The sequence below is a fragment of the Phytomonospora endophytica genome (genome assembly GCF_014202425.1).
Classification (GTDB): domain Bacteria; phylum Actinomycetota; class Actinomycetes; order Mycobacteriales; family Micromonosporaceae; genus Phytomonospora; species Phytomonospora endophytica.
This window is the reverse complement of record NZ_JACHGT010000013.1, coordinates 1-25,569: the sequence shown is the minus strand read 5'-3', so window position 1 is coordinate 25,569 and position 25,569 is coordinate 1. Positions and strand designations below refer to the sequence as shown.

The 25,569-nt window shown below is 71.2% G+C and carries 31 protein-coding genes; 15 read left to right on the top strand and 16 right to left on the bottom strand.

Annotated features, from left to right (window positions below; translation table 11 throughout):
- Positions 1-231: 231 nt before the first annotated feature.
- Positions 232-468, bottom strand: a complete 237-nt coding sequence (locus tag HNR73_RS26870; RefSeq protein ID WP_184790428.1) for a hypothetical protein — start codon at positions 466-468, stop codon at positions 232-234.
- A 307-nt stretch (positions 469-775) separates the two neighbouring features.
- Positions 776-1,243: a glycoside hydrolase domain-containing protein gene (locus HNR73_RS26865; RefSeq protein WP_184790427.1), complete on the bottom strand. Its 468-nt coding sequence runs from the start codon at positions 1,241-1,243 to the stop codon at positions 776-778.
- A 276-nt stretch (positions 1,244-1,519) separates the two neighbouring features.
- Between HNR73_RS26865 and HNR73_RS26855 the strand changes: the two genes are divergently transcribed.
- On the top strand, positions 1,520-1,720 hold the full coding sequence (locus HNR73_RS26855) for a hypothetical protein (protein ID WP_184790425.1): 201 nt from the start codon (positions 1,520-1,522) through the stop codon (positions 1,718-1,720).
- Between the two features lie 130 nt (positions 1,721-1,850).
- Here HNR73_RS26855 and HNR73_RS26850 read toward each other — a convergent pair whose 3' ends face one another.
- A complete protein-coding gene (locus tag HNR73_RS26850; protein ID WP_184790424.1) occupies positions 1,851-2,783 on the bottom strand; it encodes an EamA family transporter in 933 nt (310 codons plus the stop codon).
- A 72-nt stretch (positions 2,784-2,855) separates the two neighbouring features.
- Here HNR73_RS26850 and HNR73_RS26845 point away from each other — a divergent pair, with 72 nt between their 5' ends.
- Positions 2,856-3,764 carry a LysR family transcriptional regulator gene (locus tag HNR73_RS26845; protein ID WP_184790423.1) on the top strand — a complete coding sequence of 303 codons (909 nt, stop codon included), beginning with the start codon at positions 2,856-2,858 and terminating at the stop codon, positions 3,762-3,764.
- A 78-nt stretch (positions 3,765-3,842) separates the two neighbouring features.
- Here the strand turns inward: HNR73_RS26845 and HNR73_RS26840 are convergent, their stop codons facing one another.
- Positions 3,843-4,670, bottom strand: a complete 828-nt coding sequence (locus tag HNR73_RS26840) for a hypothetical protein (RefSeq protein WP_184790422.1) — start codon at positions 4,668-4,670, stop codon at positions 3,843-3,845.
- Positions 4,671-4,861: 191 nt separating this feature from the next.
- Between HNR73_RS26840 and mtfM the strand changes: the two genes are divergently transcribed.
- Positions 4,862-4,963, top strand: coding sequence for a small membrane protein MtfM (gene mtfM / locus HNR73_RS40915; protein ID WP_275414571.1), 102 nt, complete (start codon positions 4,862-4,864; stop codon positions 4,961-4,963).
- On the top strand, positions 4,957-5,523 hold the full coding sequence (locus tag HNR73_RS26835) for a heme-binding beta-barrel domain-containing protein (RefSeq protein WP_184790421.1): 567 nt from the start codon (positions 4,957-4,959) through the stop codon (positions 5,521-5,523). Before mtfM ends, HNR73_RS26835 begins: the two co-directional genes overlap by 7 nt.
- A 189-nt stretch (positions 5,524-5,712) precedes the next feature.
- On the opposite strand, the gene HNR73_RS26830 is transcribed toward HNR73_RS26835, so the two are convergent.
- Positions 5,713-6,570, bottom strand: a complete 858-nt coding sequence (locus tag HNR73_RS26830) for an aminotransferase class IV (RefSeq protein ID WP_184790420.1) — start codon at positions 6,568-6,570, stop codon at positions 5,713-5,715.
- Positions 6,571-6,666: 96 nt separating this feature from the next.
- Between HNR73_RS26830 and HNR73_RS26825 the strand changes: the two genes are divergently transcribed.
- The 3 genes from HNR73_RS26825 to HNR73_RS26815 are packed head-to-tail and all read left to right on the top strand — an operon-like array spanning position 6,667 to position 8,796.
- The gene (locus tag HNR73_RS26825; protein ID WP_184790419.1) at positions 6,667-7,092 is read left to right on the top strand and encodes a Fur family transcriptional regulator; all 426 of its coding nucleotides are present in this window, start codon (positions 6,667-6,669) and stop codon (positions 7,090-7,092) included.
- On the top strand, positions 7,092-8,141 hold the full coding sequence (gene ygfZ, locus HNR73_RS26820; RefSeq protein ID WP_184790418.1) for a CAF17-like 4Fe-4S cluster assembly/insertion protein YgfZ: 1,050 nt from the start codon (positions 7,092-7,094) through the stop codon (positions 8,139-8,141). Before HNR73_RS26825 ends, ygfZ begins: the two co-directional genes overlap by 1 nt.
- A gap of 10 nt (positions 8,142-8,151) precedes the next feature.
- Positions 8,152-8,796, top strand: a complete 645-nt coding sequence (locus tag HNR73_RS26815; RefSeq protein ID WP_184790417.1) for a class I SAM-dependent DNA methyltransferase — start codon at positions 8,152-8,154, stop codon at positions 8,794-8,796.
- A 46-nt stretch (positions 8,797-8,842) separates the two neighbouring features.
- Here HNR73_RS26815 and HNR73_RS26810 read toward each other — a convergent pair whose 3' ends face one another.
- From HNR73_RS26810 to sigJ, 4 genes are all read right to left on the bottom strand, one after another.
- Complete coding sequence (locus HNR73_RS26810) at positions 8,843-9,181, bottom strand: SHOCT domain-containing protein (RefSeq protein WP_184790416.1); 339 nt, start codon at positions 9,179-9,181, stop codon at positions 8,843-8,845.
- A gap of 11 nt (positions 9,182-9,192) precedes the next feature.
- Positions 9,193-9,621 (bottom strand): DUF6325 family protein, encoded by a 429-nt coding sequence (locus HNR73_RS26805; RefSeq protein WP_184790415.1) that lies wholly within the window; start codon positions 9,619-9,621, stop codon positions 9,193-9,195.
- Positions 9,622-9,732: 111 nt separating this feature from the next.
- Positions 9,733-10,164 carry a carboxymuconolactone decarboxylase family protein gene (locus HNR73_RS26800; protein WP_184790624.1) on the bottom strand — a complete coding sequence of 144 codons (432 nt, stop codon included), beginning with the start codon at positions 10,162-10,164 and terminating at the stop codon, positions 9,733-9,735.
- Between the two features lie 62 nt (positions 10,165-10,226).
- Entirely contained in the window at positions 10,227-11,087 is an 861-nt protein-coding gene (gene sigJ, locus HNR73_RS26795; protein ID WP_184790623.1) for an RNA polymerase sigma factor SigJ, read from the bottom strand.
- A gap of 139 nt (positions 11,088-11,226) precedes the next feature.
- Here sigJ and HNR73_RS26790 point away from each other — a divergent pair, with 139 nt between their 5' ends.
- A complete protein-coding gene (locus HNR73_RS26790) occupies positions 11,227-11,568 on the top strand; it encodes a hypothetical protein (RefSeq protein WP_184790414.1) in 342 nt (113 codons plus the stop codon).
- Here HNR73_RS26790 and HNR73_RS26785 read toward each other — a convergent pair.
- Entirely contained in the window at positions 11,540-12,259 is a 720-nt protein-coding gene (locus tag HNR73_RS26785; protein ID WP_184790413.1) for an SDR family NAD(P)-dependent oxidoreductase, read from the bottom strand. The genes HNR73_RS26790 and HNR73_RS26785 overlap by 29 nt on opposite strands.
- Positions 12,260-12,318: 59 nt before the next feature.
- On the opposite strand from HNR73_RS26785, the gene HNR73_RS26780 reads away from it, so the two are divergent.
- Positions 12,319-12,843, top strand: coding sequence for a MarR family winged helix-turn-helix transcriptional regulator (locus HNR73_RS26780; protein ID WP_184790412.1), 525 nt, complete (start codon positions 12,319-12,321; stop codon positions 12,841-12,843).
- Here the strand turns inward: HNR73_RS26780 and HNR73_RS26775 are convergent.
- Positions 12,837-13,199: a DsrE family protein gene (locus tag HNR73_RS26775; protein WP_184790411.1), complete on the bottom strand. Its 363-nt coding sequence runs from the start codon at positions 13,197-13,199 to the stop codon at positions 12,837-12,839. The genes HNR73_RS26780 and HNR73_RS26775 overlap by 7 nt on opposite strands.
- A 69-nt stretch (positions 13,200-13,268) precedes the next feature.
- Between HNR73_RS26775 and HNR73_RS26770 the strand changes: the two genes are divergently transcribed.
- The 4 genes from HNR73_RS26770 to HNR73_RS26755 all read left to right on the top strand — a co-directional run bounded on the left by HNR73_RS26770 (position 13,269) and on the right by HNR73_RS26755 (position 18,857).
- Positions 13,269-15,698 carry a Tex family protein gene (locus HNR73_RS26770; protein WP_184790410.1) on the top strand — a complete coding sequence of 810 codons (2,430 nt, stop codon included), beginning with the start codon at positions 13,269-13,271 and terminating at the stop codon, positions 15,696-15,698.
- 455 nt (positions 15,699-16,153) lie between these two features.
- Positions 16,154-17,224 (top strand): sensor histidine kinase, encoded by a 1,071-nt coding sequence (locus HNR73_RS26765; protein WP_184790409.1) that lies wholly within the window; start codon positions 16,154-16,156, stop codon positions 17,222-17,224.
- Between the two features lie 37 nt (positions 17,225-17,261).
- Positions 17,262-17,927, top strand: coding sequence for a response regulator (locus HNR73_RS26760; RefSeq protein WP_184790408.1), 666 nt, complete (start codon positions 17,262-17,264; stop codon positions 17,925-17,927).
- Positions 17,928-18,230: 303 nt separating this feature from the next.
- Positions 18,231-18,857, top strand: a complete 627-nt coding sequence (locus tag HNR73_RS26755; RefSeq protein ID WP_203686403.1) for a hypothetical protein — start codon at positions 18,231-18,233, stop codon at positions 18,855-18,857.
- A gap of 55 nt (positions 18,858-18,912) precedes the next feature.
- Here HNR73_RS26755 and HNR73_RS26750 read toward each other — a convergent pair whose 3' ends face one another.
- The 5 genes from HNR73_RS26750 to HNR73_RS26730 all read right to left on the bottom strand — a co-directional run bounded on the left by HNR73_RS26750 (position 18,913) and on the right by HNR73_RS26730 (position 23,258).
- Positions 18,913-19,992, bottom strand: a complete 1,080-nt coding sequence (locus HNR73_RS26750) for a hypothetical protein (protein WP_184790406.1) — start codon at positions 19,990-19,992, stop codon at positions 18,913-18,915.
- Between the two features lie 76 nt (positions 19,993-20,068).
- Positions 20,069-20,866: a DUF1684 domain-containing protein gene (locus HNR73_RS26745; RefSeq protein WP_184790405.1), complete on the bottom strand. Its 798-nt coding sequence runs from the start codon at positions 20,864-20,866 to the stop codon at positions 20,069-20,071.
- An 18-nt stretch (positions 20,867-20,884) separates the two neighbouring features.
- The gene (locus HNR73_RS26740; protein ID WP_203686405.1) at positions 20,885-21,277 is read right to left on the bottom strand and encodes a ribosomal maturation YjgA family protein; all 393 of its coding nucleotides are present in this window, start codon (positions 21,275-21,277) and stop codon (positions 20,885-20,887) included.
- Positions 21,274-22,071 carry a site-2 protease family protein gene (locus HNR73_RS26735; RefSeq protein WP_184790404.1) on the bottom strand — a complete coding sequence of 266 codons (798 nt, stop codon included), beginning with the start codon at positions 22,069-22,071 and terminating at the stop codon, positions 21,274-21,276. The genes HNR73_RS26740 and HNR73_RS26735 overlap by 4 nt, the downstream gene beginning before the upstream one ends.
- Positions 22,068-23,258, bottom strand: a complete 1,191-nt coding sequence (locus HNR73_RS26730) for an ATP-binding protein (protein ID WP_184790403.1) — start codon at positions 23,256-23,258, stop codon at positions 22,068-22,070. The genes HNR73_RS26735 and HNR73_RS26730 overlap by 4 nt, the downstream gene beginning before the upstream one ends.
- Before the next feature lie 273 nt (positions 23,259-23,531).
- On the opposite strand from HNR73_RS26730, the gene HNR73_RS40910 reads away from it, so the two are divergent.
- Both HNR73_RS40910 and HNR73_RS26720 read left to right on the top strand, forming a co-directional pair.
- The gene (locus tag HNR73_RS40910; protein ID WP_184790402.1) at positions 23,532-24,284 is read left to right on the top strand and encodes a GNAT family N-acetyltransferase; all 753 of its coding nucleotides are present in this window, start codon (positions 23,532-23,534) and stop codon (positions 24,282-24,284) included.
- Between the two features lie 197 nt (positions 24,285-24,481).
- Positions 24,482-25,348, top strand: a complete 867-nt coding sequence (locus tag HNR73_RS26720; protein ID WP_184790401.1) for an NAD(P)-dependent oxidoreductase — start codon at positions 24,482-24,484, stop codon at positions 25,346-25,348.
- Positions 25,349-25,569: the final 221 nt, after the last annotated feature.

The window sequence follows — 25,569 nt, the reverse complement described above, 5'->3', positions numbered from 1 at the left end:
GCATGCCCGGCGTCGGCAAGACCGCCGTCGCCCTCCTCGTCGCGCATCGCGTCGCGCCCGACTACCCCGACGGCCAGCTGTTCGTGTCCCTTCGCCGCACCGGACCCGGCCCGGTCCTTCGTCGCGTGCTGCGGGCCTTCGGCGATCGCGGAACGGTGCGGGCGCCTCCCCCTCGCGCTGCGCGCGGCCGCGGCACGCCTGCTCGGCCGCCCCGGCTGGACGGCCGCCGACCTACCCGACCGGATCGGCGACGGCGGGCGGCTGCTCGACGAACTCGACCTCGGACACGGTCGGCTCACCGGTTCGCTGCGTGCCTCCGCCGGCGGCCTCGACGACCGCCGGCGGCGACTGCTGCGGCTGCTCGGGCGCCTCCCGGGAGGCGAGGTCGACGTGTCGGCGGTGTGCGCGCTCGCCGGCCTGGACCGCGAAACGGCCGAGGCGCTGCTGGAGTCGCTCGTCGACGCGCACCTACTGGAGTCCGACCGGCCCGGCCGCTACCGCCTCCACGTCCTCATGTGGCACCACGCCCGGCGGCTCGCCGAGACCGAGGAGCCCACACGGTCCCCGGCTGCGCCGACAGGAGCCGCCGGCCCCGGCCCGAGGCGTCGAGAACACCCAGGCCGCGGATGGCGGACCGTCGCCGTCGCCGACCGCGTGGTCGAGGCACCACTTCATCGCACCGTCCGGCTCATGTCCGAAGTAGACGCCCCCGCCGGGCGGCAACAGGCTGCCGAAACCGCCCCACGTCGACGACTTCAGCTCGAAGCGCTGCCGGTCACCGGGCCCGTTGATCCGGTACCAGAGGAGCTTTCCGGACCGAGGAGACCGCGCCCCTGCGCACACCGGTCACCACGTCGACCGACGCGTAGGTGTGGTGCCCGCTCGGCTTGATCCCGTAGATGCTCGCGATCCCGGCCGGGCCGCGGCCCCACCGGCCGAAGTCGGCGGCGTGCGCCTCGTTCCTGTCGCAGTCGGCGCCGTCGACCGTGATGCCGTTTCGCACCTGGCGCAGCTCGGCGCGCGAATCCCGGTTCCCGTCCGGCCAGTCGTAGGTCTGCCACGCCCAGGCGACCTTGCCCGCGTCGAGGAGCCGGGCGATGACGCCGTAACCGCCGTAGGCGCCGGTCCTGGCACGCCCGATCGCCGAAGCGACATCGTCGATGTAGGAATCGATCACCGCCCGCTGTCCCGACGAGGCGTCGAAGTCGACGCTGAAGTAGATCGGGCGTTCGGCGGGCGACACCGCGGGAGGAGCGCTGGTTCGCCATCGCGTCTCAGCTCACGGTCCGAGGCTGCGCCGACAGCAGGATCCGGCTCCAGCCCCGCTCGTCGAGGTTGTACGTGAGGTCCGAACCGTCGCCGTCGTAGGGATCGGCGTCGAAGTAGTGGTACATCGCCGTGCTCGCGTTGCGCGCGTAGCAGGCGCCCCGCCCGGGGAGAGCAGGTTGGTCACGTTGCTCCAACCCGAAGCGCTCAGCGTGTAACCGGTCCAGGTCCCCGACCCGGTGACCCGGAACGCGTGCTCGCCGACGCCGACCTTGAAGCGGCGCAGGAGTCCGTCGGCGATGCCGAAGAGGTTGCCGTAGCCGTCGAAGGCGAGGTGGTCGTAGGACCAGCCGCTGTCGGCGTACTTCGTCTTGGAGAAGGTGACCGAGGTCTTGTTGGTGCTGATGTCGACCCGATAGAGATGGTGAGGGTGCCGTTGTCGCGGACACCGTAGACCGAGGCGGTGCCTTGGGGCAGGTCCTCGATGATGTTGCCGTAGCGGAGGACGGTGCCGTGACCGCGGTTCCGGTCGGCAGCCCTCGGCGTCCATTTTGGACGGTGCTCGGCCCGGCTTTCCGCAGGCTTCACCGAGTGTTCGTCGAAGCGAGGGCGGTCTCCTTGCCAGGCAGGACTTCGCGGCCGCCCGTCCGCACCACGCCGAGTGCGACACCGGCGATGACGAGCGCGGCGGCGGTCAGCGACATCGCGCTGACCTCCTCGCCGAGGAACAGCCACGCCGACGTCATCCCGAAGACCGGCACGAGCAGCGAGAACGGTGCCACCGAGGTCGCCTCGTAGCGCGACAGCAGGAAGCCCCACGCGCCGAAGCCGAACAGCGTCGACAGCGCGGCGGCGTAGCCGAGCGCGCCGACGCCGGGCAGGTCGATCGCCCGGAGCGCGGCGAGGTCGGCGCTGGGGCCTTCGACGATCAGCGACAGCGCGAGCAGCGGCAGCACCGGCACCGCGCTGACCCAGACCATCCAGCCGAGGAGCGCGTCGGGCGCCGCCTTACGGGTGAACACATTGGACAGTCCCCAGGCCGCGGCGGCGGCGATGACCAGCGCGAAGGCCGTCGCGCCGCCGGAGAGCCCACCGCGTGCCGCCGCCGCGACGCCGATGCCGGCCAGGGCGAGCGCCATGCCGAGGAGTTTGACGCGCGTCGGGCGTTCGCGCAGGACGACCGCCGCGAACACGGCCGTGAACACCGACTGGACCTGGAGTACCAGTGAGGACAGGCCGGCGGGCATGCCGGCCTTCATGCCGATGTGCAGGAGGCCGAACTTGACGCCGCCGAGGACGAGGCCGACCGCCAGGATCCACTTCACGGCGACCTTCGGGCGGCGCACGAAGAAGATCGCGGGGACGGCGGCGAGGGCGAAGCGCAGGGCGCTGAAGAGCAGGGGCGGGAAGTGGTCGAGGCCGACTTCGATGATGACGAAGTTGACGCCCCAGGTCGCGGTGACGGCGACGGCGAGGGCGATGTGCGCGGGCTTGAGGGCGGTGGGGCGGGTCGGCATCGTTCGAGGATCACGCGGGCGATCGTTAAGGACAAGCTCGAATATCTCGCCTTTTCTGTTTAGTATCGCTACATGTTCGATCTCGCGAGGCTCCGCGCGCTCCACGCCGTCGCCGTCTATGGGACGGTCGGGGCGGCCGCCGCCGCGCTCGGGTACACGCCGTCGGCGGTGTCGCAGCAGATCGCGAAGTTGGAGCGGGAGACCCGCAGTGTGCTGCTGGAACGGCAGGGGCGCGGGGTGGTGCTGACCGATGCCGCGCACACGCTCGTGGAGGCGGCGGCGGAGTTGCTGGCGATCGTCGAGCGGACCGAGGTCGCGCTCGAAGAGCAGCGCGGAAAGGCCGTCGGGATGCTGACCATCGGGGCCTTCGCGACGGCCGTGCGGGGGCTGATGCCCGGCGTCGTGAGCGATCTCATGGCGGCGTGCCCGGGACTGGACGTGCGCCTGCGGGACACCGACCCGTATCCGGCGGCGGAGATGGTCGGGCGGGGCGAGCTCGACCTCGCGGTCGTGCAGGACTGGCCGAGCACGCCGTTGAGCGTGCCGCCGGAGGTCTCCCGCGAGGTGCTGGGCCACGACCCCGTCGACCTGCTCGTGCCGACGGGACATCGGCTCGCCGAGCGGGAGCGGGTGCGGCCGGAGGAGCTGCGGGGGGAGCGGTGGATCAGCGTGCCGCCGGGGAACATCTGCCACGACTGGCTGACGCGCCTGCTGCGCGGGGTCGGCGAGGAGCCGCTCATCGCGGTCGAGGCGAGCGAGTTCGAGGCCTACCCGTCGCTGATCTCGCGCGGCCTGGGCATCGGCCTCGTTCCCCGGCTGGGACGAACGCCCCTGCCGGACGACGTCGTCGCGCGGGCGGTACAGCCGGCGCCGTCGCGCAGGGTCTTCGCGCTGTGGCGGACGCGGTCGTCACGTCGCCCGGCGATCCGGGCGGCACTCGGGGCGCTGCGGGCGCGCTGGCCGGTGAGGGAGACGGCGTGAGGGAGACGCCCGGGTATCCCACAACCGGCTGGTTATGCGCGGCGAACGCCGCTCACGTTCGCCACCCCGTGCCCGACCCTACTTCCGCCGCTGCGCCTGCTGCCTCGCCTGCTGGGCCGCGCGGCGGGCGACGTCGGCCTTCGCCGCGTTCTGACGTGCGGCGTTCTGCTTGGCGGCCGCCTGCTTCGCCGCGTTCTGCTTCCCGGCCGCCTGCTTCGCCGCGTTCTGCTTGGCGGCGTTCTGCCTCGCCGACGCCTGCTTCCCCGCCGCCCCCTGACGGCCCCCACTCTGCCGCGGCACCTTCCCGCCACCCCGCACGGAAACCCCAGCCCGGCCCCCCGCTCGACCCCCAGCCGCACGGTTCCGCCGCCACAGGTAGAACGCCTCGTCGTCGTCCAGGACGTCCTCGGGCAGTTCCTTCCCCGTCGTCTCGGCGTGGAACCGGCGCAGCGTCCGCGACGCCTCGTAGGGCTCGTCCAGCCCGAGGATCTCCGAGGCGCCCGTCGTCAGTTCCAGTTCGACGGCGGGGCCGTTGCGCAGGAGGACCGAGCGGCGGGCGCCGGGGAGCCAGCGCAGCAGGTCGGCCGCGTGCGGCGTCGTCTCGATGATCCGCACCGTCCGGATGCTGCGGACGGGCACGCGCCGGCCCGCGCCCGGCAGGAGGACGTTGCGGATCCGCACGGTGTACAGGTCCATGCGCACCACGGCTCGCCGTCGCAGCCCCGACGCGAGGGTCGCCCCGGCCGCGATGAGCAGCGCCACGACCCAGCCGACCACCCCCGCCCCGAACAGCCAGGCCAGCAGCAGGCACAGCACGGCCACGGACATGAGCACGTAGGAGAATCCGCCGCCGGCGATGTATCCCTTGTAGACGGCGACGTGGCGATGAAGGTTCGGTCCGGGCATGGAGGCGGCTCCAGACGGCGTCGGCTGCGTGCCGACCAGACTTCCCGGCTCACCTATGACAAGATTACCCTTGCCCCGCACGGGATCCGGCCTGCGTAGACGGTACGACGCACGCGCGCCCCCACCGGCTTCGGGGTGCGGGATCGGTGGGTCGGCGCCCCTCCCCGCGCGGGCCCTCATAGACTCGCGTGGTGATCGGGATACTCGTCGTCGTCCTTCTGGTGGCCGCGTTCGGCGCGCTCGCCGGCGGCCTCGGCTATCTCGCGGTGCGATCGTGGAGGCGGACATGGTGACCGATTTCAGCGCGGCCTTCGGGCCCGCCGAGCCCTACCCCTACGAGGAGACCCACGACCTCCGCGAAGGCCCCGACCTGCACCCCCGCATGCTCCCGCTGCTGCCGTTCGTCGGCGTCTTCCGCGGCAAGGGACACGGCGTCTACCCGTCGATCCCGGAGTTCTCCTACGCCCAGGAAGTCCGCGTCAGCCACGACGGCCGACCGTTCCTGTTCTACGAGTCGCGCACCTGGATCATCGACGGCGACGACAAGCCGGTGCGACCCGCCGCGCGCGAGGTCGGCTGGTTCCGCACCGTCGAGGGCAGCGACCGCGACGTCGAGCTGCTCCTGACGCACCCGACGGGGATCCTGGAGCTCTACCTCGGCACCGTCGACGGCACGAAGATGGAGCTGGCCACCGACGCCGTCGTCCGCACCGCCACGGCCAAGGAGGTCGTCGCGGGTCACCGGCTCTACGGGATCGTCGACCGGAAGTTGCTCTACGCGGCCGAGATGGCCGCCGAGGGCCACCCGCTCCAGTCGCACCTGTCGGCGCAGCTGGACCGCGTCGGGGGCTGAGCGCCCCGGTTGTGCGGGGAAGGTGGCGCGGCCGTGGGGCCGCGTCTTCGCACGACCCTCAAGAGACCACTCACCCCGCTCGCCCTCACCGGCCCCACGCTGGGTCCGTGGAGACCTGCTCCGTGACGGCGGCACCGGCCGGCCCTGCTGAACCGGCCGAAGGCCGGGCATCCGCCCGGCCTTCCCCGTTTAGTCCGCCACCGGGAACCCCGCCAGCTTCAGCACGTCCGCGTTGCGCTCCCCCACCGCGAACCGCGTCTCCCCCAGCGCCACGACCGGCGCGACTCCGCGCACCGACGACGCGACCCACACGCCGCCGTCGACGCCGTGCAGCTCCTCGGGGCGGATCATCCGCTCTTCGGCGCGCAGGCCGAGCGCGGCGGCGTTGGCCATGAGGAACGCCGAGGTCGTGCCGGGCAGGATGCTCGTCTTCGAGGGCGGGACGGTGCACAGCACGCCCCCGTCGATCCACATCAGCGACGCCGTCGACGCCTCCATGGCCCAGCCGTCGGCGGAGACCCACAGCAGGTCGTCGTAGCCGGCGGCCTTCGCGGCGCGCTGCCCGGCCATGTTGATCGCGTACGACAGCGTCTTGACGGCCCCCAGCAGCCACGGCGCGCCCGCGCGGACGTCCTCGGGGTGCACGGGGTAGCCGATGTTGGCGGGCATGAGCCGCACGCCGTCGCGCCGGACCTCGGGGAGGTTCACCGCGATCGGGTTGAGGGTGGCGTAGACCGTCGGCGTGTCGCCGAACTCACGACCGCGCGTGCAGATCAACCGCAGCGCCGCCTCACCGCCCTCACCACGGGCGGCGAGGGCCTGCCCGGCGAGTTCGCGCAGCGCGTCGTGCGACGGGAGCGGCAGCTCCATGCGCTCGGCGGAGCGGCGCATGCGGTCGAGGTGCTCGGTCAGGTTCCACGGCACCCCGTCGCGGACGTGGACGGTCTCGAACACCCCGTCCCCGCGCAGAACACCGAGGTCATCGGCGGTGAGGAGGGGTGCGTCGGCCGGTACCACGCCCCGGCCAAGGACGGCGACAATGCCCATGAGCGCAGAGGGTATACCGGTCGCCTCGGGTCCGTGATCAGCTAGGCGACCCTTCCCGGATCGCGGATGACGAGACCCCGGCATAGGATCTACCCCATGCCCGGCCAGACGCTCGCCGACGTCCTTCGCGCCAAGGGCCTCCGGCTCACCGCGCAGCGACAACTGGTGCTCGAAGCCGTGCTCGAACTGGGCCACGCGACGCCCGAGCAGATCCACGAGAAGGTGACGTGCACCGCCGCCGGTGTGAACATCACCACTATCTACCGCACCCTCGAACTGCTCGAAGGCCTCGGACTGGTCGCCCACACGCACTTGGGCCACGGCGCGCCGACCTACCACGGCGCCGGTGACCGCGGTCACGTCCACCTGGTGTGTCACCGTTGCGGGAAGGTCGACGAGGTCTCGCCGGACGTCTTCACCGACGTCCGCCGCAAGCTCTCCACCGAGCGCGGTTTCCTCGTCGACATCGGCCATGTCGCCCTGTTCGGCATGTGCGCGAGCTGTGACGAAGAGGAGTCCTGATGCGATCGGTGTTGCTGGAGCGGCCGGGTGCCGTGGCGCCTCTCGACGAGAGCGAACCGCGGATGGCGACGGCCGTGCACTACGGCGAGCCCCTGCCCGAGCAGCGCCGGCTGGCGACGGGCGCGTTCGTGGACCGCGGTGACCGCGAGATCATCACGATCACCGGCGACGCGCGCCTCGAATGGGTGCACAGCCTCACGACGCAGCACCTGCTGGGCCTGGGCGCCGAAGGCACCGAAACGCTTCTCCTCTCACCCAACGGGCACGTCGAGCAGCACGTGATGCTCACCGACGACGGTTCCACCCTGTGGCTGGACGTCGCGGCGGGCAAAGGCGCGGCCCTGCTGGACTTCCTGCTGAAGATGCGCTTCTTCACGCCCGTCGAGATCGAGGACGTCACCGACTCCTGGGCACTGGTCACCGTCACCGGCGACGAGACCCTCGCCGCGCCCGACCTGATGCCCGTGCCGCCGGCGAAGTTCGCCTCGGCCGACGTCCCGGCGCGCGCCTCGGCGCGTTACGCGGTCGCGGTCGGCGCCGACGGCGGCTGGTCGCGACGCACCGACGCGCTCGGCGTGCCGACCGTCGACCGGCTCGTGCCGCGCGACGCGCTCGCCGACGTCGCCGCCGGGACGGGACTGCCCATCGTCGGGACGTGGGCGTACGACGCGTTGCGCGTCGCGGCCGTGCGCCCGTCGGAGGCCGACTTCGACCACAAGACGATCCCGCACGAGATTCCGCTGCTGGCGACCGGTGTGCACCTCGACAAGGGCTGCTACCGGGGGCAGGAGACGGTCGCTCGGGTGCACAACCTGGGCCGTCCGCCGCGCACCCTGGTGCTGCTGCACCTCGACGGCAGCGAAGAGCACCTCCCGCCGCCCGGGACGGAGATCCACGCCGGTGGACGCGTCGTCGGGACGCTCGGGACGGCCGTAAGGCACTACGAACTGGGGCCGGTCGCACTGGGTCTGCTGCGCCGCAACGTCGCGGAGAATCCGGCCGCCGAGATCACCGTGGGGACGATGAACGCGTCGGTGGAGCGGGCGTAACCTCCTGCGGATGACCGAACCCGCAGACGTCACCGAGACCCGCACCGCCTACGACACCGTCGCCACCGACTACGCCGAGATCCTGCACGATCACCTCGCCGGGCAGCCCCTCGACCGGGCCGTGCTGAACCTGTTCGCCGAGACGGTGTCGGGGGAGGTCGCCGACGTCGGCTGCGGTCCGGGGCGGGTCACCGCGTACCTGGACGGCGTGGGGGTCAAGGCCTTCGGGATCGACCTGTCGCCGGGGATGATCGAGGTGGCGCGGTCGCGGTACCCGGGGCTGCGCTTCGAGGTCGGGACGATGGCGGGGCTGTCGCTCGGCGACGGGTCCCTCGGCGGGCTCGTCGCGTGGTACTCGCTCATCCACACGCCGCCGGAGCGGCACCCGGAGATCTTCGCGGAGTTCGCGCGGGTCGTGGCGCCGGGCGGGCTGCTGCTGGTGGCGTTCCAGTCCTCCGAGGACGAGCGGGTGCGACTGGAGCACGCCTACGGGCACGACGTCGAGTACGACGTGTACCGCCTGTCGCTGCCGAGAATGGTGCGGGAGCTGGAGGCGGCGGGCTTCGAGGAGCTGTGGCGAACCCTGCGGCGGCCGAGCGACGAGCCGGGTTACGCGAAAGAGCAGGCGTACGTGTGCTTGCGACGCCGGGAGTGAACGAAAAACGGCCCGCACCCTCCCGGGCGCGGGCCACCCCAGGTCCCTAGCCTCCGAGCAGCTTCGTCTTCGCCGCGCTGAACTCCGCGTCGGACAAGGCCCCCGCCTCGTGCAGCCGCGCCAGTTCCTCGATCCGCGACACCAGGTCCGAACCCTGCGGCGCCGCGGCCTGCTGCTGGGCCGCCTGCGTCGCGTACGCCTCCTGCTGCGCCGCCTGCTGCTCGGCCTCGTACCGCGCCGCCTGCGCCTGCTCATCGGCCCTGCGCTGCTGCCGATTCCGCATACCGCCGGCCACCGCCGTCGCGGTCCCCGCGACCACGGCCGTGCGCGCGGCCGCCGCGAGCAACCCGCCCCTGCGGCGAACGACCACCCCACGTCGAAACATCGTCTGCCCCCTCAGCTCGCCGTCGCGACGGCCGCCGCGACCTCTTCGACCGCTTCGGCCGGAATGCGCTCCAGGTGATGGACGCGTCCGCCGGCGGCGTCGATGGCGTCACGCAGCCACGTCGCCCACAGGTGCTCGAACAGCAGCACGCACGCCGTCGATCCCGCCGGGATCATCTCGCCGACGGTCGCGATGTCCTCTTCCCCGATGAGCCCGTCGAGGCTCTGCGCGACCGGATCGAAACTGGTGAACTCCTCGCCGTCGAGCTGCGGCAGCTCCGCCGAGGTCACCGTCCCGTCCTCCGCCTTGGTCACGAAGACCAGATCGATCACCCGGATGATGTCCCGGGCCGCGAGCTCCCGCAACTGCTCAGCGACCTTCCCGCTGATGACGTTCCCGGGGAACTCCACGACCACGAAGTCCACTTCCGCACGCGACATCGCCGCCCCCTCGCTCAAGTAGCCGTAGGGCCATCCAACCGCGCGGCACGTGCTTTGTCCGGCGAACGCGCAGGTCGGGGCGGCTCCCGGAAGGGAGCCGCCGACCGGCCGCTACGCCTCCTCGAACCGCATCCGCGTCGGGACGGCGATGCGGTTCCACAGGTTGATCAGCGCGCTGATCGCGACGAGCCCGGCGCGCTGGCCCTCGTCGAAGTGCTTCTCGACCTCGGCCCAGATCTCGTCGGTGACGTTGTGCACGTCGAGGTGCGTGACGGCCTCGACGTAGGCGAGGGCCGCGCGCTCGGCCTCGGTGAACAGCCTCGACTCACGCCAGGCGTTGAGGTGGTAGATCCGCTGCTCGGTCTCACCGTGCTCACGAGCCTCACCGGTGTGCATGTCGATGCAGAACAGGCACCCGTTGATCTGCGACGCACGGATCTTGACCAGCTCCCGCACGGTCGCGTCCAGCGGTCCCTTGCGAATCCCCGTCTCGGCGGCGATGAACGCCTGGTAGACCTCGGGCGCCACCTCGGCGATGTTCATGCGTGCCACTTCGTGCTCCTCTCGAAAGGCCGGTGTCCCGGCTCGGCAGGTAGACGATTCGGCTAGGCCAGGTGTGACAGCTTGTCGGGGTTGAGCACCCGGTAGATGCCTGTGATCCGGCCCTCATCATCGACGGTGAACGCGTCGGCCGAGGTCAGCGCGTCGCCGCGGAAGCCGTAGAAGTTGGCCGTCCCGTTGAACTCGGCCTCGCGGTAGCGGTCGCCGAGCTTCACGCTCACGCCCAGCAGCGTGCGGGCCACGTGGTCGGCGCCGTGGATGATCCGGCGGGCCGCGTTGACCTTGCCGCCACCGTCGGTGGTGTAGACCACGTCGGGATGCAACAGCGCGACCAGGCGCGCGAGGTCGCCGTCCTCGTAGGCGGCCTTGAAGGCGTCCAGGATCCGCCGACGCTCCACTGTGGAGTGTTCATCGTGGACGGTGGTGACCTCGGCCATCCGCTTGCGGGCGCGCGACGCGATCTGTCTCGTGGCGGCGGCCGACTTGCCGATGAGCTCCCCGATCTCGGTGTAGGGCACGTCGAAGACTCCATTGAGGACGGTCGCGAGCCGCTCCTCCGGCGTCAGGTTCTCCAGTGCCAGCAGCATCGTCGTGCCGATCGAGTCGTCGACGAGCACCGGCTCGGCCGCGTCCGGACCGGTCGCCAGCGGTGCCGGCAGCCACGGCCCGACGTAACTCTCCCGCCGCGCGCGGGCGGACGTGAGCAGGTCATAGGAACGACGGGCGGCGACGGTCACCAGCCACGCGCGCAGATCCCGGACCTCCGCCAGGTCGGCCCTCGCCGCCTTCAGCCAGGTGTCCTGCACGACGTCCTCGGCGTCGGCGACCGTCCCGAGCAGCCGATAGGCCACCCCGAACACCACCGGCCGGTGCTCACGCCACTCTTCGGCGTCGATCGAGGTCATCGTCGTCACGAGATCGATCGTAGGCGCCTTCACGCATGGTGACAGCCCGGTGCCCCAGGTGCGATCCTGGCCACGGGAAGCTTTCGGGCATGGGTGGCGGTGGGCGCGAGAGCGCCCACCGCAAACGGGGTGGTGCCGTATGGAGACGGAGAAGGCACGCGCGTTCCAGCGCGGCCTGCGTCGTCGCGGCTGCTACCGGTCGCTCGTCTGGAGCTACCGGGGCGCGCTCGCCGCGATCCTCGCCGGAGTCCCGCTGCTGGAGCACGCGACCGGCGCGGCCCACGACTGGGCCGTACTCGGCTTCGTCGTGGTGTTCCTGACCGCCTGGGGCACCGCCCTGGCGTCGATGTTCCTGCTGCTGCGGGCGGTACCCGTACTGCGCGGCCCATCGCCGTACATCCCCGCCTTCATGCGGGCACTGCTGTCCGACCTGGTCCTGCTGGAACGGCGGCTCAGCGACTCGGCCAGGCGCCGCCGTTGACCGCCAGGGACTGGCCGCTGATGTAGCGCGCGCCCGCCGAGGCGAGAAACACGACCGTCCCGGCGATGTCGGCGGGTTCGCCCGCGCGACCGACGTTCGTCGCGGCGACGAGGGCGTCGTAGCGCCGCTCGGTCATGCCGTCGCCGAAGAACTCCGTCTCGGCGATGTAGCCCGGCGAGACGACATTGCTGGTGACACCGCGCTCGCCGAGCGCGCGGGCGAGGTCGACGTTCCAGGCGGCGAGGGCGGCCTTGGCGGCGCCGTAGGAACCCGCGCCCTTGTCGGCGGCGATCGAGCCGATGTGGACGACGGCACCGCCGGGCGCGAGGCGGTCGGCGAGCAGTTCGGTGGTGAGGACGGCGGTGATGAGGTTGGCGTCGAGCTGGCGGCGCCAGGCGTCGGCGACGGCGCTGAGGCCCACGGGTTCGGGGGCGCCGATGCCGGTGTTGCCGCCGGCGTTGTTGACGAGGACGTCGATGGACGCGGGGAGCGCGCTCGCGAGGGCGGCGAGGGCGGTGGGCGAGGCGTGGTCGCACACGTGGGGGTGGGCGCCGATGGCGGCGGCGGTCTCTTTGAGGACGGTCTCGCGGCGGCCGGTGATGTGGACGGTGTCGCCCTGAGCGGCGAAGGCGGCGGCGACGGCGCGGCCGATACCGGTGCCGCCTCCGGTGACGAGGACGTGGCGTGTCATGCTTGCTCCCGGAGAGATTCAGATCTAAATTTAGACCTAAACATACACCGGGAGCGACCGTGGACGACGACGCCTACCCCCTCGGCCAATCGGCCACCGTCGGCGCCGACGACATCGCCGCCGCCTGGCGCCGCGAGCTCCCGGGCGTGCCGACGCACTCGATCCCGGTGGTCACACCGATCTGGCGGCTGGCGAAACTGCTGGCCGACGACCGCCGCCGCTTCCTCGCCGACCAGGGCGTCGACGCCGCGACGCTGGACCTGATCAGCACCCTGCGGCGGGCGGGCGAGCCCTACACGCTGAGCACGCGCGAACTGGCCGCGCGCTGCCTGGTGAGCGCGGGGGCGATCTCGCAACGCGTCGCGCGGGCGGAGAAGGACGGCCTGGTGACGCGCGGGCCGGCGCGCGGACGCCCGAAGACGGTGCCGGTCACGCTGACGGCCGAGGGGCACGGACTGACCGACCGTCTCGTCGGGGAACTGCTGCGACGGGAGGCCGAGTTGATCGGCGACGGCGACCACGAGACCCTGGCCGCGGGCCTGCGGGAACTCCTCGCCGCGGTCGGTGCACGGACGGCTCAGTAGACGAGCGCCTGCACCCCGTCGCCGAGCACTTCCTCCACGAACACCGCCGCGCCCGCGATGCGCACGCCGTCGAGCACGTCGGCCTCGCCGATCTCCCGCCGGACCGCGCACTGCGTGCACAACGTGACCCGGCCGCCCGCGAGCAGCGCCGCGAGCAGGTCCTCCAGCGGCGCCGAGTGCGGCAGCTCGAAGTCCTTCGCCCGCCCCGGCAGGGCGAACCACGACGACTCCCCCGTCAACCACAGCGACACGTCGGCACCCGCCGCGAGGGCGGTCGTGGCGACCGTGAACGCCTGCGCGCAACGTTCGGGGGCGTCGGCTCCGGCGGTGACCTTGACTACGAGGCGTCGGGACATCCCCCCACCCTAAGCCCCGCCCCGGCCGCTACCGGAGAATGCACCCCAAGCTTCGGGGAAGGCATGAGGATGACCACCATGACCATTGAGAACCGGATCGCCGACGAGCTGGGGGTGGCCGCGCGGCAGGTGCACGCCGCGGTCGACCTGCTCGACGGCGGATCGACGGTGCCGTTCATCGCGCGGTACCGCAAGGAGGCCACCGGCGCGCTCGACGACGCGCAGCTGCGCACCCTGGAGGAGCGCCTGGGCTATCTGCGCGAGATGGAGCAGCGCCGCACGGCGATCCTCGAATCGGTGCGGGAACAGGGCAAACTCACCGAGGAGCTGGAGGCCCAGATCCGCGCCGCCGAGACCAAGGCGCGACTGGAGGACATCTACCTCCCGTACAAGCAGAAGCGCCGCACGAAGGCCCAGATCGCGCGCGAGGCCGGGCTCGAACCGCTCGCCGATTCCCTGCTGGGCGAACCCGACCAGGACCCCACCGCCGCGGCCGAGTCCTTTGTGGACGGCGAGAGGGGCGTCGCCGACGCCGCCGCCGCGCTCGACGGTGCCCGCGCGATCCTGTCGGAGCGCTTCTCCGAGGACGCCGACCTGCTCGGCGACCTGCGCGAACTGATGTGGACGCGTGGCCGCCTGGTCGCCAAGGTCCGCGACGGCAAGGAGACCGACGGCGCGAAGTTCTCCGACTACTTCGACTTCGCCGAGCCCTTCACCAAGCTCCCCTCGCACCGGATCCTGGCGATGTTCCGCGGCCAGAAGGAGGACGTCCTCAACGTCGAGCTCGACCCCGAGCCCGAGGACCTCGACCCGGCCGCCGGGCGCGTCGTCACCGAGTACGAGACCCGTGTGGCGCAACGCTTCGGGATCTCCCAGCGGGGCCGCGCGGCCGACGCGTGGCTCGGCGAGACCGTCCGCTGGGCCTGGCGCACGCGGATCCTCTCCCACCTCGGCATCGACCTGCGGATGCGGCTCCGCGAAGCCGCCGAGGACGCCTCGGTCGGCGTGTTCGCCGCCAACCTCCGCGACCTGCTGCTGGCCGCCCCCGCCGGGACCCGCGCGACGATGGGCCTCGACCCGGGCTTCCGCACCGGCGTGAAGGTCGCCGTCGTCGACGCGACCGGCAAGGTCGTCGCGCACCACACGATCTACCCGCACGTCCCCCGAAACGCCTGGGACGAGTCGATCGAGATCCTGGCCAAGCTCGCCGAGAAGTACGGCGTCGAACTGATCGCCATCGGCAACGGCACGGCCTCCCGCGAGACCGACAAGCTCGCCGGTGATCTCATCAAGCGCCACGCGCGCCTGAAACTCACCAAGATCGTCGTCTCCGAGGCCGGCGCCTCCGTCTACTCGGCCTCGGCCTACGCGTCGGCCGAACTGCCCGAACTCGACGTGTCGATCCGGGGGGCGGTCTCGATCGCCCGCAGGCTCCAGGATCCGCTCGCCGAACTGGTCAAGATCGACCCCAAGTCGATCGGGGTCGGCCAGTACCAGCACGACCTCGCCGAGTTCAAGCTCTCCCGCTCCCTCGACGCGGTCGTCGAAGACTGCGTGAACGCCGTCGGCGTCGACGTCAACACCGCCTCGGCGCCTTTGCTGACAAGGGTTTCCGGGATCGGTGAGACCCTGGCGAAGAACATCGTCGCCCACCGCGACGCCAACGGCCCCTTCGCCAACCGCCGCGCACTGCAGAAGGTGCCCCGGCTCGGCCCGAAGGCCTACGAGCAGTGCGCGGGCTTCCTGCGCGTCCCCGGCGGCGACGACCCGCTCGACGCCTCCAGCGTCCACCCGGAGGCCTACCCGGTCGTGCACCGGATCCTGGCCACCGCCGGAACCGACATCGGCGGCCTCATCGGCAACAACCTGGTGCTGCGCAAGCTGAAGCCGTCGGACTTCACCGACGACACCTTCGGCGTGCCCACCGTCACCGACATCCTCGCCGAACTGGAGAAGCCCGGCCGCGACCCTCGCCCGGAGTTCAAGGCCGCGACCTTCGCCGAAGGCGTCGACACCATGGCCGACCTACGGCCCGGCATGATCCTCGAAGGACAGGTCACGAATGTGGCCGCGTTCGGTGCGTTCGTCGACGTGGGTGTTCACCAGGACGGGCTCGTGCACGTGTCGGCGCTGTCGGACCGCTTCGTGTCCGACCCGCGCGAGGTCGTCAAGTCCGGGGACATCGTGCGCGTCAAGGTCCTCGAAGTCGACGTGGCCCGCAAACGGATCTCACTCACCCTCCGCCTCGACGACGAACCCGGCGGCGGACGCGGCGGCTCCGGCGGCGGACGCGGGCAGGGCGCCGGTGGCGGCGGTGGCGGTGCCGGTCGCGGAGACCGCGGCGGGAATCGCGGTGGCGGCGGGGCCGGTGGCCGTGGCGGGCAGCCCCCACGCCAGCAAAGCCGCGGCCGACGCGAGGAAGCGCCGGGCGGCGCACTCGCCGACGCACTCCGGCGGGCCGGACTCGTCGACGACAAGGGCAACCAGAAGAAGCGCTGACCAGCACGACGGGCAAGACACGTGACGGCGGACGTGGGCGGTGCCGAGAGGCATCGCCCACGTCCGCCTTCGCCTCGCCGAAAGCACGCCCCGCCGCACGCCCCCGGGCCGCCCCGGCCGTGGCCGTTCGCGGGGAGGCTCAGGAGCGGCCGGGGCGACCCGTCTCCAGATCCTGACCCGTCGTCCTCCCCGCTTCCACTTCCGCCGTCGTTTCCGCACGTCGCGGGTGGGGACTTCGCCTGGACCCGAATCCGAGACCAGAACGGGCCCGAACCCGTCCCGACCCCCTACCCCGGTATGACGCCAGCGCCCTCCCACCCCGCGTAACCTCCCCCCACGTGACCATCTCCGACTCGCTGGGCGCCCTCGGTGCCCGTGTGACCCGTCCCGAAGTTCCACCGTTGCCGAAACCGACGGGTTTTTGGCAGGGTGTGCGCTATTACGGGCGGCTTCCGATGGCGATCGCCGCGCTCTTCATCGCGGCTGAGGGTTACCTGGAGTTCAACGCGCCCTTGTGGTCGTTGGTCTATGGGGCGATCGTCGCGATTCCGATTCTGCTGGTGTCGCGGCACAGTCTGTTGGCGTGGTTGCTGGCGGTCGGGGCGTCGTTCTGGTTCGGCGTGCTCGTCGACATACCGGGGACGTCGACGGGGACGTGGCCGTGGAACCCGGTGCAGGCCCTCGTCTTGCTGTGGGTCTTGTTCGTCGTGGGGTTGCGGCGGAGTCTGTGGACGTTGGCGACGGTGTGGGGCGTCACGATCTTCATGTTGAACGGGACGATCACGGCTCGGCAGAACCTCCTCGCGATGTGCCTGCTCTTCACGGTCCCGTTGATCGTGGGGGCAGTGGTCGGACGCAACTTCAAGCTCGGGCAGCGGCTGGCCGCGGAGCAGGAGCGCGGTGGGGTCCTCACCGAGCGCGCGCGGATCGCGCGCGAGCTGCACGACGTCGTCGCCCACCACATGTCGATGATCGCCGTGCGGGCGGAGACGGCCCCCTATCGCCTCTCCGATGTCGGGGAGGACTCGCGGACGGAGTTCGCCGAGATCTCCTCGGCGGCGCGGGAGGCGCTCACGGAGATGCGTCTCCTCCTCGGCGTCCTGCGCAGTGACGAGACCACGGCTCCTCCGACGGCCCCCCAACCGCAGATCTCCGACCTGCCCGACCTGGCGGCGTCGGCGCGCCACGCGGGCGCCGAAGTCGACCTGTCCATCTCACCGGAGGTCGGCGAGGTCCCGCAGATCGTCGGGGTGTCGGCGTACCGGATCATCCAGGAGGCCCTGTCGAACGTCGCGCGGCACGCGCCGGGCGCGGCCGCGTCGGTCAGCGTCTCCATGGACGGCGACGTGCTGCTCGTCCTCGTCGAGAACGGTCCCGGGACACGCCCTTCGGCGGGTGGGGGTTCCGGGTACGGGCTGCGCGGGGCGGGCGAACGCGCGACGATCCTGGGCGGGCGTCTCGTCTCGGGCCCGACCCCGTCGGGCGGGTACCGCGTCGAGGCCCGCCTGCCCGTGCGCGAGGCATGATGCTCCCGGCCACCACGTCGTCCCCGAAAGGCGCCCCATGATCAAGGTCCTGCTCGTCGACGACCAGGCGATGGTCCGCGAGGGCTTCGGCGCCCTCCTGCGCGCGCAGCCCGACATGCTCGTCGTCGGCGACGCGCCCGACGGCCTCGCCGGCGTCACCGCCGCGCGCGAGCACGGTCCCGACGTCGTCCTGATGGACATCCGCATGCCCAGACTCGACGGGCTGGAGGCGACCCGGCGCATCCTCGACGTCGCGAAGGGCCTGCACCGGCCGAAGGTCCTGATACTCACGACCTTCGACCTCGACGACTACGTATTCGAGGCGCTGCGCGCGGGCGCGAGCGGTTTCCTGCTCAAGGACGCCCCCGCCGCCGAGCTCGTCAACGCCGTCCGCGTCGTCGCGGCCGGGGAGGCGCTGCTGTCGCCGTCGGTGACGCGCCGGCTCATCGAGGACTACACCGGCCGGGGGCGCGCCGACCCGGGCAAACGCGTCGTCCTCAACGGGCTCACCCCGCGCGAGACCGACGTCCTGCGACTGGTCGCGCGCGGCCTGTCGAACCAGGAGATCGCCGCCGAACTCGTCCTCGCCGAACAGACCGTGAAGACCCACGTCAGCCGCGTCCTGGCCAAACTCTCCCTCCGCGATCGCGCCCAGGCGGTCGTGTTCGCCTACGAAGCGGGCCTCGTCACCCCCGGTAACTAGCCTTTGTGTGATGAGTCACAACGGCACCACAGGACAGCCCGGGTCGTCCGGACGGCTGATGTGCCCCATTCGTCCGGGCGAGGGCATAAGTCCTGAAACTTCCACACCCGGACGCGAGCGGGGATCAACCTCGCGAAACCGGCAAATCAGATGGACCGCGCAGCTCGGGCATACACAACCCAGGGTGAATTTCGCCGTCCCACTCGCAGGCCGCTGACCTGCGCAATCACCGCCTACGTTGGTCCGGTGCGAAACGAAACCAACCCCTCAAGCCATGGCCTCGGCAGGGTCCTGGGACGACGCATGGGCCTTCTCGCGATGACCGGCGCGATCGCCTTCGCCGCTCTCGGGCTCACGTCCCCGGCCGCCTACGCCGCCAACGACGTCGACGCCGCCCGGGCACTCGCGGAGGCCGCGGCCGCCGCGTCCGCCCCGGCCCCGAGCCCGGCCGAGAAGTCCGAGACCCCCGCCAAGAAGAAGTCCACCGAACTCAAGCCGGTCGCCGGCCTGACCAAGACCCAGATGCGCAACGCCATCGCGATCATCAAGGCCGGCCAGGAGGCGAAGCTCTCCGGTCGCGCCCAGATCATCGCGCTGATGACCGCCATGCAGGAGAGCGGTCTGCGCAACCTCGCCAGCCCGGTCGTCCCGAAGTCGCTGAAGTACGACCACGAGGGCACCGGCTCCGACCACGACTCCGTCGGTCTCTTCCAGCAGCGCGCCTCGGGCAGCTGGGGGACGATCAAGGAGATCATGACCCCCCGCACCTCCGCGCTCGCCTTCTACGACGGCCTCAAGGGCGTCGACGACTGGGAGGACATGGGCATGGGCGAAGCCGCCCAGACCGTCCAGGTCTCGGCCTTCCCCTTCGCCTACGACAAGCACGAGAACGTGGCCCGCAAGGTCGTCGCGGCTTACTACGACAACTGATCCACCGGCTGACCGGACGACGGCCCCCACTCCCGCGCGGAGTGGGGGCCGTCGCCTATGCCGGTGCGGCGACCACGTGCCGGACCTCGGTGTCGACGGCGACGCTCGTCCCGTCTCCCGTCAGTGACAGCGACCAGTCGTCGAGGACCACCGACGCGCCGGACGCGAGCGGGTGCGTCTGCCGGTTCAGGTCGACGCCGGCGGGTGCCCAGCGGGTCCCGTCGAAGCGGGCGTGGACGTCGTCGCCGCCCTGCCCTTCCGTGGACTCCTCGTAGTAAACGTTGAGGGTGCCGTCGTGGTCCCACCACAGCTCGTCGACGAAGGCGTCGTGGGTCTCGCACGTCGCGTCCGGTGCGGCCCGCAGCGGCGACGTGACGCTCTCCCCGGTGCCCAGGTCCACCAGCGTCAGTGTCGCGCAGACGTACTCGCGTTCCCCGCCGACGGCGATGCCGGTCCCGTCGGGGCTGAACGCCGCGATCTCCAGCGCGTCGGGCCGGTCGACGTCGAGCCGCCGCGGCTCCTCGCCGGAGGTCACGAGGTAGGCGGGTGTGGGTTCGTCCACGGGCCGGTCGTTGGTGGGATAGGCGGCCAGCGCGACACCGTCGCGTCCGGCGAGCAGCGCCGGGTAGAGCTTCGCGTCGAGGAATCCGTCTTCCAGGGGCACGACCGTGCCGGTCTCGACGGGAACCGGCGGGTTCGCCGCTAGGTCGGCGGTGACGAGGCGGCCCTCCTTGTTCAGCCACGCGATCGTGCTCCCGCCGACGGGCACGACCATCTGGCACAGGCAGCTCATGTCGGTGTCCCCGCAGTCCTCGCAGGTCACGGTCGACACCGCGCCGGTCTCGGTGGAGATCGCGGTGACCGAGTCGCCGATCGTCGCGGCGGTGAAGGCGAAGCGGCCGTCGACGGTGAACAGCGGGGTGGTGCCGAGCAGCAGTTCGGTGGAACCGATCCGTTTCGTGCCGTCCATGACGACGAGCGTGCTCTTGGTGTCCAGCCAGGATTCCCCGAACGCGACCTTCAGGTACGCGTAGGAGCCGCCCGGCCCGGCGTCCCCGCCGGGCGGGTCGCCGGCACCGGGCGTGCAGGCCGTGAGCAGGGCGAGCAGGGCGCCCGCGAGCGGGAGTCGGCGCATCTTCCACCTCCGAGGTCCGGCCTCATGTCTACGCGGCCGGATCGAGGACCGGTCCCACCGAAGGGGACGCGCGCGGCTATACCGGGATCTTCTCCCCGGCTTCGACGGCGACGGTGAGGCGGTTCTCGAAGGGCGGGACCGGGCAGGTCGAGAAGTCGTTGAAGGCGCAGGGGAGGTTGCTCGACCGGTTGAAGTCGAGCAGGACGCGGCCGTCGGCGCCGGGGGCGGCGATGTCGATGAAGCGGCCCGATCCGTTGGTGGTGACGCCGCTGGTGGCGTCGCGGAACAGGGTCCAGGCGCCGCCGCCGTCGTCGAAGACGAGGAGGGTGTGCTCTTCGCCGTCGAGCTGGAAGCGCGCGGTAGCCACCGCGGTGCCGGTCGAGCCGTAGCCTTCGACGACCGAGCCGATCGCGACCTCCTTGCCGCCTTCGATGGGTTCGTATGCGGCGTCGAGGATCCAGCGGGCTTCGGGCGCGTAGGCGGGCGCGGTGGTGAAGGCGGCGAGGGCCGGTGCCTTCGGGTCGCGGACGCGGAAGGCGAAGCCGGCGCGGTCGATGACCTCGATGACGACGTCGCCGTAGGTGAGGGTCTCGCCGGACGTGGTGTGTTCCAGGGGGATCGGCGTCTCACCGTCGATCGGGACACCCGACAGCGTGAGCCCGTCGGCGGCCGAGGCCGTCACGGTCACCTGTCCGCCGGTGACGCGCCAGACGCCGGGGACCTCGTCGAAGCTCTCGGCCTCGTCCTCGTCGAGCCAGTGCAGGGCGACCAGGCTCAGCGCGCCGTACGGCTTCTTGAAGCCCGCGTCGCGGTCTGCGCGCCACTGCGTCCAGGTGCGCAGCAGTTCGTCGCGCGCGGTGTCTTCGGTGCTCATGCCGGTGCCTTTCCGAGGTCAGGTATCGGCGGCAACTGTAGTTCGATCTTGAGCCCGCCGCAGCGCCGCCAGGATGGCGACGCCGAGGGCCGCGCCGACGGCGTACCAGAACAGGTCGGGGGCGTTGAAGGTCGAGCCGAGAACGAGACGCGCCAGCGGATTGCCGGACAGTTCCGCCGGAATCGGGGTGAGCTGGAAGAACTCGACGGCCCAGCTGAGACCGCAGGCGATCGCGCCCGCGACGAGCCCGCGTGTCCGGGGCGCGAGCACGAGGACCAGCCAGAAGACGAGCAGCGTGTAGAGGGCGTCGCCGCCGTACTTGGCGACGGCGCCGTCCATTGTGGTGCGAAGACCCAGGCCGAGCGCGACCGTGACGACGGCCGCGACGGCGTAGGGGAGCCGGATCCTCACCCGGTCCAGAATCTGAACAGTCGCGAGCCGAGCCCGACCATCGAGGTGTCGACGCCGAGCAGCCCCAGGATCCAGTACACGAACTCGAAGAAGTAGCGGTTGATCGTCGGGTGCAGCAGCAGCACGAAGAGCAGCAGGATCCCGAAGGGCGCGATCTTGGCGATGTTGCGCGAGTACTCCGGCGGCAGCCAGGGCTCGATGATGCCGTAACCGTCGAGGCCCGGGATCGGCAGCAGGTTCAGGATCGTGGCCGTCACCTGGAGCATGCACAGGTACGCCACGGCCGCCCGCAGCGCCAGGCCGGCGTTGTCGAGGGCGCCGCTGGCCAGCAGGATCCCCAGGACACCGGCGAACACGGCGTTTGACGCCGGGCCCATCGCCGACACCGCCGAGTCAACCTTCTTGCTGCGCAGCAGCCCGCGCTGGACCCACACCGCGCCACCGGGAAGGCCGATGCCGCCGAGGATCACGAAGACCAACGGCAGGATGATCGACAGGACCGCGTGGGTGTACTTCAGCGGGTTGAGGGTCAGATAACCCTTCTCCGGAATCGTGTGGTCGCCGCCCTTGTAGGCGGTCAGCGCGTGCCCGAACTCGTGCAGGCACAGTGAGACGACCCATCCCGCCAGGACGAACAGGAACACCGTGACGCCGGTGCCGATCCCGGTCAGTTCGCCGGTCGCCTCGGCCCACAGGGCCACGCCGGTGGCGAGGAAGGCCGCGACGAAGGCCAGGAAGATCCAGCTGGGTGCCCGGTGCGAGTCGCGCCTCGTACTGCCGTAGCCGTAGCTCATGCCCTGCCTCTCAGATACCGGTCGAAGTGCGGGACGGTGAAGGCGACCACGCCGCGTTCCTCGGCGAAGATCAGGCCCTTCTTGATCAGGGCGTCGCGGGCCGGGGACAGGCTGGAAGGCTTGCGCCCCAAGGCCTTGGCGACCTCGGCGGTGCTCACGGTACCGACCGGCCCGTCGGTGAGGTCGGCCATCGCCCGCATGTACTCGCGCTCGGCGGGCGTGGCCCGCTCGTAGCGGGAACCGAAGAAGCCGACGGCGAGCTCGGCCTCGGCGGCCGGCGCGGCGACGCGCACGTCCTCGGCGGTGATCGGTGTGACGGGCGCGTGGTCCCAGGTCGCCTTGCCGTAGGCCTGCACGAAGTAGGGGTATCCGCCGGAGTGCGCGAAGAGCGCGGCGAGGGCTTCGTCCTCATAGGACGCTCCCTCCTTGCGGGCGGGGGCGGTGAGGGCGTGGGCGGCGTCGTCGGCGCTGAGGCGGTCGATGCGCATGTAGGTGAAGAGGCGCTCGGAGTAGGACTTCGAGGCCGACAGGACCGCCGGGAGGTGCGGCAGTCCGGCGCCGACGACGATGAGCGGGGTCCCGGCCTGGGACAGTTCGTGGCAGGCCGCGCACAGCGCCGAGACGTCCGAAGTGGACAGATCCTGCATCTCGTCGATGAAGACGGCCAGGCCGGTGCCGACGTCGGCGGCGATCTCGGCGGCGTCGGTGAGCAGTTCGACGAGGTCGATCTCGATGTCGCCGGAGTCGGCGCGGCCGCTCCCGGCGGGGACGTCGATGCCCGGTTCCCAGCGGTCGCGCAGACGCGCGCCGGGTGGGTTGCCCTTGAGCGCGAAGGCCTTCAGCGTCGACAGGAAGGACTCGACCCGGTCGGGTGCCCGGTGGCGGCTGCCGAGCTCGCGGACCGCCATGTGCAGGGCGCCCGACAGCGGCCGCCGCAGCGACTGCTCGGGCCGCGCCTCGATCTTGCCGGTGCCCCACAGTTTCGCGATCGCCTGGCTGCGGAGGGCGTTGAGCAGGACGGTCTTGCCGACCCCGCGCAGGCCGGTCAGCACGAGCGAGCGCTCCGGCCGCCGATGCGCGACCCGGTCGAGGACGACCTCGAAGGCACGCAGCTCCCGCGCCCGCCCGGCGAGCTGCGGCGGTCGCTGGCCCGCGCCGGGGGCGTAGGGATTGCGTACCGGGTCCATGGCATAGGAGCGTATCGGCTTGTCTAGGGGTGGCGCTATAGAACGCGCGGCCGGGAAATAACCCCTCGCGTTCCCCGTGCCGCCCTGCTACTCTTCCCCCGTCCTGCCGCGGTCTCGCGGCACCACGCTCAAGACAAAGGTGAGGCCATTCGAATGCGGGTCGGCCACTAGGCCACCGGCGCGAACATCCAGCGGAGCCCCCTCGTGGCATCCGTCCGGTGGCGTTCTCTCTCACTCTTTTCTTGCTTCTTGAGCGGAAGGCTCTCTCCCACCGTGGATTTCGACATCCAGAACCATGCCCGCGCCAACCTCCTCGGCTCCGAACTGCACGAGCGGGTGGGCCGGTTCATCTGTCGCTTCGACCCCGACAGCGACAACATGTACCTCAACTACGCGATCCCCGACGACGACACCGACCCCACGCCGGCCGAGCTCGACGAGCTCGCCGCGGCCTTCGTCGCCAAGGACCGCAAGCCCCGCTTCGAGTTCCTGCCCTCGCGCAGCCCGAAGCTGGCCGACGTCCTGTCGGCCGCCGGATACACGCTGCACCACCGCGGTCAGCTCATGGCCTGCGGCATCGGGCAGGTCCTCGACCCGCCGATCCCCGCCGGACTGTCCATCGTGGACGCCATCGACGAGGACGCCTTTTATGCCGCCGCCTCGGTCCAGCACCCCGCCTTCGACGACGAGATCCCCACCCGCGACGTGGCCGTCCGCACCGCGACGCGGCTGATGTCACGCGGTGGACGGCTCGCCGTGGCCGTCACGTCCGACGGGCTGACCGTCGGCGCGGGCCAGACGAGCGCCCCGATCGACGGGATCGTCGAGATCGGCGGGATCGCGACGGCGCCGGAGTACCGGCGACGCGGCATCGCCTCGGCGGTGACGGCCTACCTGACGCGCACGCTCCATGAATCGGGCGTGCGCACGGTCTGGCTCGACCCGGCGGACGCCGGTGCCGGACGCGCCTACGGCAAGGCCGGTTTCCAGGTGGTCGGCGAGATCTTCCACATGGTCCGCGAGTAGTCGCCGGGGACCGTCGCGGCGAACCGCGACGGTCCCTCCTCCCATGTGAGCCCGGTCATGTCCCGGCGCCGTCACCTCGATCGTTACCCATAGGTGAGTGCCTGACTTTTCGGTGCGTACTTGCAGGTCAAGGGCCGGTCGCGAAGCATTGGCGAAGCGCGCGCCACTCCCGTCGACCCCACCGAAGGACCGCCCACATGACCGAGCACAAGCCCGCCACGACCGTCATCGGCATGGGCGGCATGGGCCGCGCGATCGCCGAGACACTCCAGGCCGCAGGACACACCACGACAGTCTGGAACCGCACACCAGGCCGCGCCGGAGGCCTCACCGAGGCCGAGACCGCCGCCGAGGCGATCGAGGCCGGAGCCGTCACGATCGTCACGCTGCTGACCTACGACACCGTCCGCGCGGTCCTCGAACCCATCACCGGCCGCCTGCGAGGCAAGACGATCGTCAACCTCACCAGCGGAACCCCCGCCGAGGCCCGCGACATGGCCGCCTGGGCCGCCGAGCACGGAATCGACTACCTCGACGGCGGCATGATGGCCGTCCCGCCCATGATCGGCAAACCCGGCGCCGAAATCCTCTACAGCGGGCCGACGCCACTGTTCCAGGAGCTCCGCCCCGTACTGGACCACCTCGCCGAGAGCACCTACCTCGGCGAGGACGCGGGACTGGCGTCCCTTGTGGACCTCGCGATGCTGTCGGGGATGTACGCCATGTTCGCCGGGCTCCTCCACGGAACCGCGCTCGCGGCCACCGCCGGAATTCCAGCCGCCGAGTTCATGCCGCGAGCCACGGCCTGGGCAGCCGCGATGGCCCAGTACGCCACCGGACACGCCCCCGCGATCGACTCCGGCGACTACCACGCCGAAGAACAGAACGTCACCTTCAACAAGAGCGCCGTCGACCTGATCCACCGAGCAAGCCGCGACCAGGGACTCGACACCCTCGTGATCGAGCCCGTGAAGGCATTGCTGGACCGACGACAAGCGGACGGATTCGGCGCCGACTCCTTCGAAAGCATCATCGAGGGAATCAAGGCACGGAGCAAAAAGTAGGACCGGACGCCCACCGCCAAAGCTCGCGCGCAGCGCAACACACCACACACCCCCCCCCAGCGACGACGGCGGGTTCGCTTTCCCGCCAGGTCACGCGCAGCGCGACACACCCCCCGCCACCACTAACCTCTGTCTCCGTCGCTTCGGCCGTTGATTGGACGACATGAAGGTTCTGCCGGGGTCAAGGGCGCTCTTTCCCTTGACCCCGGCAGGTTCTTCAT

Coding starts and splice junctions, on each gene's coding strand:
- HNR73_RS26850 (WP_184790424.1), bottom strand. CDS start 2,783: ATGCCGACCCGCCCCACCGCCCTCAAGCCCGCGCACATCGCCCTCGCC.
- HNR73_RS26845 (WP_184790423.1), top strand. CDS start 2,856: ATGTTCGATCTCGCGAGGCTCCGCGCGCTCCACGCCGTCGCCGTCTAT.
- HNR73_RS26840 (WP_184790422.1), bottom strand. CDS start 4,670: ATGCCCGGACCGAACCTTCATCGCCACGTCGCCGTCTACAAGGGATAC.
- HNR73_RS26835 (WP_184790421.1), top strand. CDS start 4,957: ATGGTGACCGATTTCAGCGCGGCCTTCGGGCCCGCCGAGCCCTACCCC.
- HNR73_RS26830 (WP_184790420.1), bottom strand. CDS start 6,570: ATGGGCATTGTCGCCGTCCTTGGCCGGGGCGTGGTACCGGCCGACGCA.
- HNR73_RS26825 (WP_184790419.1), top strand. CDS start 6,667: ATGCCCGGCCAGACGCTCGCCGACGTCCTTCGCGCCAAGGGCCTCCGG.
- ygfZ (WP_184790418.1), top strand. CDS start 7,092: ATGCGATCGGTGTTGCTGGAGCGGCCGGGTGCCGTGGCGCCTCTCGAC.
- HNR73_RS26815 (WP_184790417.1), top strand. CDS start 8,152: ATGACCGAACCCGCAGACGTCACCGAGACCCGCACCGCCTACGACACC.
- HNR73_RS26810 (WP_184790416.1), bottom strand. CDS start 9,181: ATGTTTCGACGTGGGGTGGTCGTTCGCCGCAGGGGCGGGTTGCTCGCG.
- HNR73_RS26805 (WP_184790415.1), bottom strand. CDS start 9,621: ATGTCGCGTGCGGAAGTGGACTTCGTGGTCGTGGAGTTCCCCGGGAAC.
- HNR73_RS26800 (WP_184790624.1), bottom strand. CDS start 10,164: ATGAACATCGCCGAGGTGGCGCCCGAGGTCTACCAGGCGTTCATCGCC.
- sigJ (WP_184790623.1), bottom strand. CDS start 11,087: ATGACCTCGATCGACGCCGAAGAGTGGCGTGAGCACCGGCCGGTGGTG.
- HNR73_RS26790 (WP_184790414.1), top strand. CDS start 11,227: ATGGAGACGGAGAAGGCACGCGCGTTCCAGCGCGGCCTGCGTCGTCGC.
- HNR73_RS26785 (WP_184790413.1), bottom strand. CDS start 12,259: ATGACACGCCACGTCCTCGTCACCGGAGGCGGCACCGGTATCGGCCGC.
- HNR73_RS26775 (WP_184790411.1), bottom strand. CDS start 13,199: ATGTCCCGACGCCTCGTAGTCAAGGTCACCGCCGGAGCCGACGCCCCC.
- HNR73_RS26770 (WP_184790410.1), top strand. CDS start 13,269: ATGACCACCATGACCATTGAGAACCGGATCGCCGACGAGCTGGGGGTG.
- HNR73_RS26765 (WP_184790409.1), top strand. CDS start 16,154: ATGGCGATCGCCGCGCTCTTCATCGCGGCTGAGGGTTACCTGGAGTTC.
- HNR73_RS26760 (WP_184790408.1), top strand. CDS start 17,262: ATGATCAAGGTCCTGCTCGTCGACGACCAGGCGATGGTCCGCGAGGGC.
- HNR73_RS26755 (WP_203686403.1), top strand. CDS start 18,231: ATGGGCCTTCTCGCGATGACCGGCGCGATCGCCTTCGCCGCTCTCGGG.
- HNR73_RS26750 (WP_184790406.1), bottom strand. CDS start 19,992: ATGCGCCGACTCCCGCTCGCGGGCGCCCTGCTCGCCCTGCTCACGGCC.
- HNR73_RS26745 (WP_184790405.1), bottom strand. CDS start 20,866: ATGAGCACCGAAGACACCGCGCGCGACGAACTGCTGCGCACCTGGACG.
- HNR73_RS26735 (WP_184790404.1), bottom strand. CDS start 22,071: ATGAGCTACGGCTACGGCAGTACGAGGCGCGACTCGCACCGGGCACCC.
- HNR73_RS26730 (WP_184790403.1), bottom strand. CDS start 23,258: ATGGACCCGGTACGCAATCCCTACGCCCCCGGCGCGGGCCAGCGACCG.
- HNR73_RS26720 (WP_184790401.1), top strand. CDS start 24,482: ATGACCGAGCACAAGCCCGCCACGACCGTCATCGGCATGGGCGGCATG.